The organism is Acaryochloris marina S15 (assembly GCF_018336915.1).
GTDB classification, from domain to species: domain Bacteria; phylum Cyanobacteriota; class Cyanobacteriia; order Thermosynechococcales; family Thermosynechococcaceae; genus Acaryochloris; species Acaryochloris marina_A.
This window is the reverse complement of record NZ_CP064923.1, coordinates 746,164-758,674: the sequence shown is the minus strand read 5'-3', so window position 1 is coordinate 758,674 and position 12,511 is coordinate 746,164. Positions and strand designations below refer to the sequence as shown.

The window sequence follows — 12,511 nt, the reverse complement described above, 5'->3', positions numbered from 1 at the left end:
TAGCAGAGCCAGCCATATCCCGTGTTAGGAAACAGCCCCCTCTTTTGGCTTAGGGAAATCATATACTGAGCATCATGTCACCAAAATCTATTGTGCCGTCTGAAGTTGGGTTATGGATGATTCATGGCAATCTCCAAACCCCTAAAGTATGGCAACCAATCACAACACAACTGCATCAAGCAGTTAGCCCAGAACTCAACCTATCCATTTTCTTAGAAGATCTATGGGCCAGTCCCGGAGAGTCTTTAAAGGAATGGGCCGCATTATTTTGTCAACGTGTTCACCCCCATGCCTTTAAGTCTCGTATTTTGCTGGGATATTCCCTGGGGGGACGTTTAGCGTTTCATGCCCTGCTACACCAACCTGAATTATGGCAAGGAGCCATCATTATTAGTGCCGATTCGGGGTTGACATCGGAGTGCGATCGCAGAAACTGTCTCAAAAAAGATAACGTATGGAGCATCCAATTGCTGCATGATAATTGGGACAACCTAATACAGGAGTGGAATTCGCTACCCGTATTCTGTGGACGCCAGCCCTCCTATTCAGCCTTAGAAAAAGACTATTCTCGGCTCAAAATCTCAAAAGCATTTCAGAATTTCTCCAAAGGACATCAATTCAATCTTCTCTCTAACTTACAAAATTTAAACATTCCTGTTTTGTATATATCAGGAGTAGAAGACGAGAAATATTGCCAAATCGGGCAAAAGCTAGCTCATCATTGTCCATCAATCACTCATCGCATAATTCTCAATTCTGGACATCGTGTACCTTGGGAAAATCGGAACAATTTCATATCAATCATTACTCATTTTATAGAACAGGTATTAAATCCTAAAATACAAACAGAGCAGTGATCACATAGTTTTCCAATAAAGTTTTCTCAAGCCAAGAATATTATTATTTTTAATCAATGAAATAACTCGGACTTTATAGATACCTACAAAGTCTATTCTTAGTTTCTAATTGACCTTTAAGTATCACAAAAAAATAAAAAGCAAGACTCAATAAACCCATAAACAAGACTATATATAAATCAAATTCAAGCTATTTTTCTCTTAAATTCAAGCATTAAACATTGCCAAGATTAAAGATTTATATTTTATATAGAAGCCTTATTGAAATAGGCTTCATAAAATTTTAGATATTTAGATAGCAATGATTAATCAGCCGTCAACAGTATCTCCCTATCGACTTCATGAAGTACACAACTCATCCATCACCAACAAAGAAACCAAGCATGAGCTAGATAGTATCAACAAAATTTACCATTGAGATTTATTTCTCTTTCAAATTATAGTTTCACTCAAAAATCAACGATCAACCTAATCTGATCAATCGAATCATCTCATATCACATTATTCTTGTAATTACCTTAAGCATTACATTTTCACACTCTGTCTAAAGAAGCATCAGATTCAGATCAGAACTTACCTCATATATAAAATCATTTTTAGATAATGACTCTAACCTCCAATATATAACTAGTATAAAATCTTTTAATTCCTCTAAAGTTCTTGCTATCTATAGGATCTAAGCACTTAAGATAGAATAAGTTACTGTACATAATTAATTTTATTTTACAAAATCTCTATTTTGCAGTACGAAAGTAATAAAAACTTTTAATATGCACTGAAAAAGGAATAATAATCTATAGTCATTTAAAGTAATAAAGACATATACGACATCAATAAAACATAAAATTACCTAGATAACTTTTGTAAAGAGAAACTATTCAATTACTCAAACAAAAGGTAAATTCAAAATGTGTTTGGTAAAGCAAAAAAAATATCAATCCTAGCTAGATATGATTCATCTATGGGCTCACAACAGACAGATTAGAAATAATTTTTTAGTCTACTTGATACATGAACCAAGAATTTTCTAAGTTCGAATATTCTTAAGCCCACAGATTCCCCCTAATCAACTGCTCCCCAAAAAATCTTCCCCAAGTCAAAACTCAAACAATCAAATTTTTAGCTTTTCACTCAAATAGTGATAAAGAGGCTAAGAGTTATCAAAGCTCTTGATAAATAACTAAAACTAGATTCTATGCCTGTAAAAACTGGGTATAAGTCATTCGCATTTTTTGAATGAGATTTAAGCATTTAGAGGATATTATCCATACAAATTATCTAGAGAGTACTAGAGCATGCATTAACTCTAACTAATATAGAGATATCAGCCTCAACATTAAACGTGGCAGTGCTTATAGATTTTCTGAGACTTATACGGAAAAATATAGGATTGTCAGATAGTGCTGTCTAACAATTTATATCCTAAAGCGGATAACAATTTCTCAAACACTAGTGATAAAAAAATAAAGTCTATAAAGGTTTTTTTCTTTAGTCACGATGTGTCTTTAAACAAACACTTAAGGAGTAAGTTAGAAGCAGCAATCTTCTAACTTACTCTACTTAAATTACAGTTTTTAAAATTTTTTTGAGTGCTATTCTATGAACAAATGTCCAACAACAAAGATCAAAAGAAACTGTTAAATTTTTCATAGATTTAAATCATTTTCAGACTAAAATAAGTACATTTTGATGAAATATCTGCTTGGCAGCAGAGCAATTTTTTCATAAAAAAGGTTTTGGGGGCAAAGGTTTGACTATTTCTGATCAAGAATTAGGTAACAAAATCGATCAAAGCTCAAGCTTAAATCAGCCTAATATCCACAATTTTGAATACAAAAACAATGACATCATCGATTGGTCTTCATCTCTACAATCACTACTAGACCAGCCTCCAGCAGAGATGCCTCTTCGAATCATTGTGGGCGGCATGGTATTTTTGCTGGCTTTTCTCGGATGGGCTTGGCTGGGAAAAATAGAAGATATAGGTACAGCAAAAGGGAAGCTAGTTCCGAAAGGTGAGACATATAAGGTTGAGTCTATTGCAATAGGTAAAGTCAGTCGAATTGCGGTTAAAGAAGGAGAAATAGTTACCGCTGGACAGATAATCGCTGAACTAGATACTTCTATAGATAAAAAAGAAGTCAGACGATTGGAACAAATGCTATCTGACTACCAACAAGAACTGAAGCAAAAACAATCTCTTCTCAACAAAGTCTACTTAGAAGCTCAAACTCATCAACGAATTGCTACATCAGAGAATTTAGGTCAAGAGTCTGCTATTAAATCAGCTGAAGACAAGGCAGAAACTTTGCTTCAGTTACTAATACAGCAAAAGCAAGAACTCAATGCGTACAATGCCAGGCATAAACGCTTAAAGCTCTTGTCAAACTTATCAAAATCTCGAGTTAAGCAACTAGAGCTAGATCTCAAATCAAATCAAGGTCGCGTGAAGAAGTTAAAATCTTTGGAAAAGCAAGGTGCCATCTCTAGTGAATTGGTCTTCCAAGCAAATCAAAACCTTAGTCAAGTTCAGAATCAGATAACAGAAAGTAAATTACAAGACATTACTAGTGTCAGCCAGCAGATCTTTCAAAATGAGCAATCGATGCGAACGCTCGCGGCAAAAATGACACAAGATCAAGGAGAGATATATTCGGCTTATCAACGGGTTGAGCAACTACAAGCAGATTTAAATCGGAATAAAGCAGAAAGAACGCGATTAAAGCTAGAAGCATACCAAAAAATTGATCAGCTCAAACTAGAAACTACTCAGAATAAAACTAGAGTATCTGAAACAAAAAATCTAATACTCAAAGCCAAAGCTACCCTAGACCAAAAACTTCTTAAAGCACCAATTGATGGCATTGTTTTATCCTTCAATTTAAAGAATAAAGGTAAGGTAGTAAATTCAGGTCAAACCGTAGCTGAAATTGCACCTCACAACACTCCTTTAGTAATTTCTGCAGTATTACCGAATAAAGAAGCAGGATTTATCAAAAAAAATCAACCTGCAAAAGTCAAATTTGATGCCTATTCATATCAAGATTACGGAGTGATTCCAGGCAAGGTAACATCAATTTCGGCAGACTCAAAATCTGATCAGACCCTAGGAAATGTTTATCAAGTTGAAGTTGAATTAGAGCGGAATCATATCGTAGACAACAATAAGAAAATCAAATTCAGACCTGGCCAATCAGCAACAGCCAATATTATTATTCGTCAGCGTCGTGTTATAGACGTTTTATTAGATCCAATAAAACAGTTAAAGAACGGCAATACGAAAAATTAGTATTGCTTAAATCTTTTAGTCTCTATAATAACGAACAAGATAAATCTTATTTTTCGGTCATCTCTTGATACTGAATAGATCTCGATTACATTTCGTTTTAATCTATAAAACACAAACAACCAATCTATCAATCAAGGTAAAAACCATTAAAGCGAATCATTCCAACCTACCACAAAAATAAAACTTTTTTCATTAGCTCAAAATCTACTTTTCACAAAAAATAAATACACTTCAAAAAACCATCGGTTAAGCAGAAAAACAAGATGAAAGAATCAATGCTCTATCAAAAATACATCATAAAATTGAATTACTTCTCTAGGAATAAGTATCTGTAGGATCATAAAATTTCAATTACAAAGCCGATTTATCAACTAATGAGATTTAAAAAATGAACCATAACTTATCAACTCACTCTGGCGCTGATTTTGACAAGCAAATCACTTATGAACAATTCAATCAAGTGATTGAAGCCATACTAATGGGAAAATATTCCTGGGCCTGCGTCTTAATGCTGCGTTTTGTGGGATACAACCCACTACACTATATTCCTTATCGCACTTACAACAGATTAATCAAAAAAGAAAGCATGCTGGGTTATCAAATACCTCAAGATAAAGCAAGCTGTACAGAATTTGAGCCTAGTTCACTAATATCCCAGTCAAACTCATCGAGATACTTGCAAGACCTTGAATACTTAGAGGATGTTCGAGAAACATCAACACAAGTGACCGGTGGAGAAAGCAATAACTGGCTAGGGAAAAACTATCTTTTTCTATGGGACAAAATGACCAAAAAACAAAATCATTAGCACAAATAAAACTGAATAATAAAACCAAGATGGATAACTTAAGTATCCCAGACAAGAATCATCATTTTCAAGCCTCAGATAAGCTACCTAAGCTACCTAGCTTTTTATCTACAATATGTGACATCTCAGACTCAAATACTGTCATCAGTGAGTTATGCAAAAAATTTGAAGCAATTGAACTGCAGCTTGGAGATATTATTCATAATATCCACGAAGCCTCAACTCCAGCCAAAAATGATTACCAAGACCTATATATTATAATTCAAGGAAGAATTAGGCTTGTAAGCACTGACTCTGAACAACATCAAAATTTATCCATTCAATTATTGCAAGAGGGTAGTTTTTTTGGAGGCGACTCTAACTATCGCGAAGCTAGTTTACCTTACCAAGCTTTTGCTGCTAGTGAAGTAAAGATCGCAAAGATTCCTTTTCAAGTACTACACCCTTTTCTAGCGAAGTTGCCAAAATTACAACACCATTTAGCTGAGACTATTCAAGCTCGACAGTGCTTAATTTTCTTTAAAACTCTTACAAGCTTAAATAGGCTACCTACCCATAAATTAGAGCAATTTTGTTCATATGTGGTTGAGAAGAAAATACTCCCAGGTAAAGCTGTTGCCAATTTAGCCCCTGCCAAACTGGGTCGTTTTTGGCTACAGCAAGGTCAAATCCAAGATCAAAGCTCCCATCCTGGCTTCACTTGGGGTTATCCAGAAACGACTGAAATCAATAGCTTTAGCAAAACTGAGCTACTCATATATCAACTTCCTCAAGAAGATTGGGAAGCTGCCACAGCCATCGCTCCTCAACTGACATTGCTAGTTCAAGAAAGTCATCAATCACCCACCACAAACTCAAATTCTAATCCTCAAAAAATTTACAACACTGACCGAACTAAATCCTGGAAGCGAAATCTAGTTCGTTCCACCCCACCGAGGAAAATCAAGGATCAGACAAAGCAATTCCCCGCTGCAGAGAATGTAGATAATCCACAACAGGTTGATTTTCCTAAACCGCTAAAACCTCGCCGAACTTTATGGAAAGCTTATCCGTTTATCGAGCAGCAAAGTTCTTCGGACTGTGGGGTTGCTTGTTTGGCGATGATTAGCCAGTACTGGGGCAAGCGTTTTAGTATTAGCTGGTTGAGAGAAATAACTGGTGTATGGCGATCAGGTACTTCTTTAAAGAATTTAGCTAGTACTGCAGAATCCCTTGGTTACCATGCCCGCCCCGTACGGGCAAGTTTAAATCGTTTAGTGGATCAAACCAATCCTTGGATTGCACATTGGGAAGGGGATCACTTTATTGTTGTTTACTGGATTAAAGGAGATCAGGTTCTAGTTGCTGATCCAGCTAAAGGCAAATACCGGATATCACGCCGAAAATTTGTAGCGAGTTGGACAGGTTTTGCGCTTCTCCTTGATCCTACAGAGCAACTATATACAGTCCCCGGGGAAAAGCGATCTTTAGTTAGATTCTTCAATCTACTATTGCCCTATCGCACTTTAGGGCTACAGATTATTCTTGCTTCAATTTTGATTCAGATTTTTGGTATTATTTCACCTCTATTCACCCAAATAATACTGGATCAGATTGTAGTCAGCAAAAGCCAAACGACACTCAATGTCATGATTGTTGGAGCTCTGCTGTTTGGCATTGCAGGGATGGGATTAAGTGCCGTTCGTACATATTTACTAAACTACTTTGCTAATCGACTAGATCTAACATTGATTAGCGGCTTGATTAGGCATACTCTCAATTTACCGATTAAATTTTTTGAATCGCGCAGAGTAGGCGACATCATTACGCGGGTTCAGGAAAATGAAAAGATTCAACAATTCCTAATCGGGCAGGTATTGCTATCTTGGCTAGATTTAGTGACTGGAATTATCTATCTATGTTTGATGCTTTACTACAACTGGCAGCTCACAGTTTTAGTATTAGCCATTATCCCTCCTATTGTAGTTCTCACCTTGGTTTCAACACCTTTACTTCGTAAGATTTCTCGTGAAGAGTTTAATGCTACAGCAGATGAGAACTCTACGTTAGTCGAAATGCTATCGGGTATATCCACAGTTAAATCTGTCGCTGTAGAACAAGAATTCCGCTGGCGTTGGGAAGATAAATTAACCCATCAGCTCAATATACAATTCAAAGGCCAAAAACTTGCCATTCACTTAGGAGTGCTCAGTGGCTTAATTAATACGATTGGTGGAACAGCTTTACTTTGGTACGGGGCTACTTTAGTCATCCAAGATCAACTAACCATAGGTCAATATGTTGCTTTTAGCATGATGAAAGGCCATGTTATTAGTCCTTTCATTACACTTGTAGGGCTATGGGATGAATTGCAAGAAGTTTTAATTTCCGTCGAAAAGTTAAATGATATCTTTGATTACCAACCTGAGGAGAAATCACAAAAATCTTCTACAGCTCTACCAAACATAGAAGGAAATATTCGATTTGATAATATCAGTTTTCGTTACGAATCAGAAGAAGAGAGGAATGCTCTTCAAAACATCTCTTTTGAAGTCAAGAAAGGACAAACTTTGGCAATAGTTGGACGTAGTGGCTCAGGAAAAAGTACTTTAGTCAAATTACTTCAAGGTCTATACCAACCGACCAGTGGTCAAATTTGGATTGATGGACACGATCTCAACCATTTATCACTTAAATCGCTCCGCTCCCAACTAGGAGTAGTACCACAAGAGTGTTTTTTATTCTCGGGAACAATCCTAGAAAATATTACACTCCACCAGCCCAAATTTAGTCTAGAGCAAGCTATTGACACTGCTAAGCTTGCAGAAGCGCATGCTTTTATTCAGGCTTTTCCTCTCGGATATAGTACCAAAGTAGGTGAATGGGGTACTAATCTTTCGGGGGGACAAAGACAAAGAATTGCAATTGCCAGAGCTTTACTTGAGAAGCCACCTATACTAATCTTCGATGAGGCAACCAGCTCTCTTGACACTGAATCAGAACGAAGATTTCAAGAAAATTTAAAGCGTTTAGCACGAGAACGGACAACTTTTATTATTGCCCATCGACTTTCAACAGTACGCAACGCTGACTGTATCATTGTTCTAGATAAAGGGATTCTCGTTGAGAAAGGCACTCATGAAGAGTTAATTCAACAACAAGGACTTTATTTCTACTTAGCTCAGCAACAATTAGAATTATAAAAATATTTAATGCTCTAGTATTTTAGATTATGTGATTCATTATGTTTTTATTGTTGCATATTAATAATATAATTTAATTCTTTACTAATCCACTCTTCAAATAAGCTATCGAGAATTTCTTGCCTTACAATGGGTGTTAAATCTGCAGGTATATATTTTTCAATCCTTACCAGATGATGCACTTCTTCTGTTTGAATTGGCCCTAGCAAAACTCCTATTGGTAAAGGATCTTGAAAAATAGCTGCAGCAATACCTGGAGAGAAACTTAAGCGGTTTGTCTCACCTGTATAACCGCAAAGAGAGCGAGCTCTTTCATCAAGATCATAAAGATGAGCTGCTTCATAAAAACTAATTTCTTCTTCTTCAATTTGATAAAATAATTCTTGAGCAAATTTTTGACAGTCAACACTAATTTGATAAATTACAAAACGATCAAAATTTAGTCGCCTTTCAGCAAAGTAAGATTCTACTTTCTCTTCAAATAGATATGTAGCCAACTTTTTCGTAAGCAAGTGACCCTGAATTGCAATTTCCCACTCATCTGGAGTAACCATTTGCTCGTTAAGCCAGGCCATTGTATCAGATGCCTTCTCCAAATGCTTATTACGGCGAATTTCATCTACTTCATTTTGAATTTCCTCAGGTGTAACAGTAATATTTTGGGAATCAGCTGTTTGAAGAATGATTTTTTGTTTAAGAGTTTGCTCGCAGACCTCCACTAGACTCATATTTTGCCTGAGTGTTTCTAGCACCTCAGCTATCTCAATTGAAATCCCGTGAAAGTCTATATTCATCATTCAGTAAGAGATATTAAATAAGAAATTTTTTCTATTTTTTTGCAAAATACTAGTATATATCTTCTTTATAAGAATTGTTCATAGCTATCAAACATGCGTAAGGCTAAATTACTCATGGTTATACCATGTACCAATCTATCCAAATATCAGTTTTCTTGGGCTTAAGAATTAGAAGATAGTTCTCTCAGGATTACTGAAAGCATCATCACCTGAAATCTATATTTAGTAACCAGTTTAAGAAATTCATATCAATCAAATAACTCATTATTTGATTGATATGAATTTTTGGAAAGCGTTATTCATCAAACTCCAAAACTAGATTTTAGGGTGCCATTGATAATAGCACCCTAGGATATTCAATGACTAAGTTATCGCCAGTATCAATGGAAGCTCTGCCGTATTTCCATCTGAAAGGAATAGGCAGTTACGCTGAAACCCAATTATCCAAAATAGATTAAAAGATTACTAGCAGAGAATATAAGTAAAAGAGGCTAAGACATTTCTAACGACATCTTTGGCGTTCTCACTTACTCTATTTAGCTTGAAATATTATGGTAGATTGCTTGCAAGCCCAGCGAGGGTATAAGTTTCGCCAGCTAAAATATATTCTTCAAATCCCGTAGTAACGAGTGTCATACCGTCAAGATTGAATGTAACTTGAGTATTTGCACCAATACTGATATCAGAAAAATCGGCAAGGCTACTCGCAAGACTAAGGGTGTCTTGACCTCTTCCACCTCTTAATGTGGCGTTCCCAAAATCACCAGCACTACCATCAATAAAGTCGTTGCCTCTCCCTGCATTGACAACCACACCGCCACCAAAGGTACCGGTTAATGAATCTTTTCCTGCACCCAAACTTACTCTTCCACCATAAAGACCATAGGCTTCTTCCCCTGTAGCCTGAACAATAATCTGATCAGCCCCTTGTCCAGTACTAATCACACCACCAGTGTTGATAATTCCAAAGGCTTTACCAGTCGCTTCCGCAGTGGCAATAATCGTATCAGCCCCATTCCCTGTGGTAATTTTTCCGCCTGTATTATCGATTGCGATCGCAATATCAGAAGCTTCAGCAACTGCCTCAGCAACAGCCAACGCTAAGGCTTGATTGTCAGGAGGTGCACTAGAAAAAGCAGAACTAGACGTACCTGCAAAAGTACTAGATTGAGTGTTTGCAGTAGCGCTAATCGTATCTTTGCCTTTGCCAGTTGCAAGCAAACCTTTCCTATTTTTGATTCCAGTGGCCGATATAGAAGCAGTCGTCAAACTGGTAGCAATAGCATTAGCAAACGCGATTAACTTATCAGAGATAGGGGCACCAGCAATCGCTTCGACAATGGCTGATGCATTAGCTGAAGCGGTTGCCGTAGCAGAAACACTCCCCTCCGTTTGACCATCTATAGCATCACTTCCAAGGCCAGTCTGAATAGTCGCCTTAGAATTATTGATACCAATAACATTAGCCTCAATATCAAGAGATGCCAAAACTTGGGTAATGACGCTTGTATCAACAGATTGAGCAACGGCTATCGCCTCTGCTACCGAATTAGTAGCAACTGACAAATTGGCTGAGGCGTTACCTTGGATTGTATCCTTGCCTTTATTAGTCTGAATCGTACCTTTATTATTAATTCCTTGAGTACGAAGTTTAAAGTTGACTAGAAACTCAGTAGAAGTCGCAAGCAAACCAAAGTTTTTCGCCCCAACCCCAACTAAAACTCCGAATCCAAAATCACCATTAAGGAAAGAATTACCTATAAGTGAATCGCTTCCCTTTAGAGTTTTAACAATAGAATTCTTGGGATTAAAAATCGTAGAATTTGGAGCTATTTTGTCAGCACGATTAGTGAATTTAATTTTACTGATGTTTAGTCTTTGCATGGCTATTAAAGCATTATTTTATAGTATCAAGATATCTTTCCAAAAGCATTGAGATAGTTTTAAAAAATCATATGTACTATAGACCACTATACAAAAACTTTCTAACAAGCTAGTGCTCACTATCTTCCAAAATACATTCTTCTTAAGGATCAATAAGGTAAAATTATTTTTTCTTAAATATTTTATGATCAAAAACAACATCTTCAATAGAAATATTTTACTGCGAAATTTCGTGCAGATTTTTATCGCCATGAACGACATAGTTTAGACAACGATTATTTTTTAATTCAGAATCCAACTAATAACAGGATAAAACAATTTATATCCAAAGATTAGATCTCAAACATTTTAGCAATCTATCTATTCTTGAAAAATTTTCAGAAAAAATTTATGGAAATGAAATATCCACTTGAGTATTGACACAAGGTGAATTATTCTGTGTTGACTTAGAAGATGCCTTTGCACTAATGGCTTTGGCATTCAAACTAAAGACTTCAGTACTGCTACTTTCACTTTCTCCCATAGAAGAAATAGTTGTAGCAGAAGACTTACCATAAGCACTTTGGGTCTTAGTAGATGAATAAGCTAAAGCAGAAGAACTACTAGCGCATCTAGAATTTTTTTTGATCATTTGCCGCAATTATCTGACTCTAATTTTGTACATTTTTTATAATAAGTCTTAAATAATTTAAAACCAATTCAGATATTTTATTACAAAATATTTAAGCAAAGTGAACTCTTAACTAAGAGGACAAAAGATTCTTTTAAATCTTCTATTAATAGTTGCTCATAGACGCGTTACTGGGAGTAAGGAATGAGCCTTACTCCCAGTAACACATTTCACAGATTTCTGAAAAAATCAGAGCTTTTAAAAAACTTTGATTTAAGCTGATTGTGCAATAGCACCACCTGAAGAATTCGAGCTATGAGAAGTCGTAGATACGTTAACATATCCATCCGTTAATGTATTGGAGCCTTTAGCACTAGCATTAAAAGCACCAGTAGCTTGATTGCCCTTAAGTTTCACAAAGTTTTTCGAAACGTTAACATTAACATTAAAGTTGATACCGCCACTCACAGGAAGATGAGAAGGAACGGGAATATAGTATCCCCAACCACCAGTGACTTCTTCTAGACCTGAATCCAAAACTTCTAAGTGATTTAAATCAGAGATAATCATCATTTATTCCTTGTGTAATTAATGAGCTGTTACTGTTTGCAAATATAAATTTGCACAGGCTATTCCACAAACCCAATCAAAACCTTAAAACTATTCATATTGCGATCAAAAAGCCTTATGACTAATTCAACACAAACAACATTCCAACAGTTTTAAATGACTTTCAAGCAGGAAAGAAAGAACCCTTTTTGCTCGTTTACATAAATCACTATAAAGAGGAAAAAGAATCTAATGTTGCCAACTTGGCATAAATTATATTTACATAAGGTATATCTCTAAATTATTTCGGATTTACTTATAGCTTGGAATGAGTTAAGGCCTAAATCTGCGACTATCTTTAGGCCAGTCAAGCTTAATAGCTACATAGGTTACAGGAGGAACCATAATTGACTGAGTTGAAACAAATGATATAGCCCCAACTGCATTAAAACTCAGGCAAGAATGACATAACTAAGACTTTATCCATCAAGCGGCAAGCATAACAGAGCAAGGCAAACTAGTGCATCGTCAAGAC

The 12,511-nt window shown here is 36.0% G+C and carries 7 protein-coding genes; 4 read left to right on the top strand and 3 right to left on the bottom strand.

The window, feature by feature from the left end:
• Positions 1-74: 74 nt before the first annotated feature.
• From I1H34_RS04220 to I1H34_RS04205, 4 genes are all read left to right on the top strand, one after another.
• Positions 75-857 (top strand): alpha/beta fold hydrolase, encoded by a 783-nt coding sequence (locus I1H34_RS04220; RefSeq protein WP_212664492.1) that lies wholly within the window; start codon positions 75-77, stop codon positions 855-857.
• Between the two features lie 1,702 nt (positions 858-2,559).
• On the top strand, positions 2,560-4,146 hold the full coding sequence (locus I1H34_RS04215) for an HlyD family efflux transporter periplasmic adaptor subunit (protein WP_212664491.1): 1,587 nt from the start codon (positions 2,560-2,562) through the stop codon (positions 4,144-4,146).
• Positions 4,147-4,534: 388 nt separating this feature from the next.
• Positions 4,535-4,954, top strand: a complete 420-nt coding sequence (locus I1H34_RS04210) for a HetP family heterocyst commitment protein (protein ID WP_212664490.1) — start codon at positions 4,535-4,537, stop codon at positions 4,952-4,954.
• Positions 4,955-4,983: 29 nt separating this feature from the next.
• Positions 4,984-8,136 carry an ABC transporter transmembrane domain-containing protein gene (locus I1H34_RS04205; RefSeq protein ID WP_212666134.1) on the top strand — a complete coding sequence of 1,051 codons (3,153 nt, stop codon included), beginning with the start codon at positions 4,984-4,986 and terminating at the stop codon, positions 8,134-8,136.
• 47 nt (positions 8,137-8,183) lie between these two features.
• Here the strand turns inward: I1H34_RS04205 and I1H34_RS04200 are convergent, their stop codons facing one another.
• From I1H34_RS04200 to I1H34_RS04190, 3 genes are all read right to left on the bottom strand, one after another.
• Positions 8,184-8,933 carry a peptidylprolyl isomerase gene (locus tag I1H34_RS04200; protein WP_212664489.1) on the bottom strand — a complete coding sequence of 250 codons (750 nt, stop codon included), beginning with the start codon at positions 8,931-8,933 and terminating at the stop codon, positions 8,184-8,186.
• A 549-nt stretch (positions 8,934-9,482) separates the two neighbouring features.
• A complete protein-coding gene (locus I1H34_RS04195; RefSeq protein WP_212664488.1) occupies positions 9,483-10,817 on the bottom strand; it encodes a hypothetical protein in 1,335 nt (444 codons plus the stop codon).
• An 883-nt stretch (positions 10,818-11,700) separates the two neighbouring features.
• On the bottom strand, positions 11,701-12,000 hold the full coding sequence (locus tag I1H34_RS04190; protein WP_212664487.1) for a hypothetical protein: 300 nt from the start codon (positions 11,998-12,000) through the stop codon (positions 11,701-11,703).
• Between the last annotated feature and the right edge of the window lie 511 nt (positions 12,001-12,511).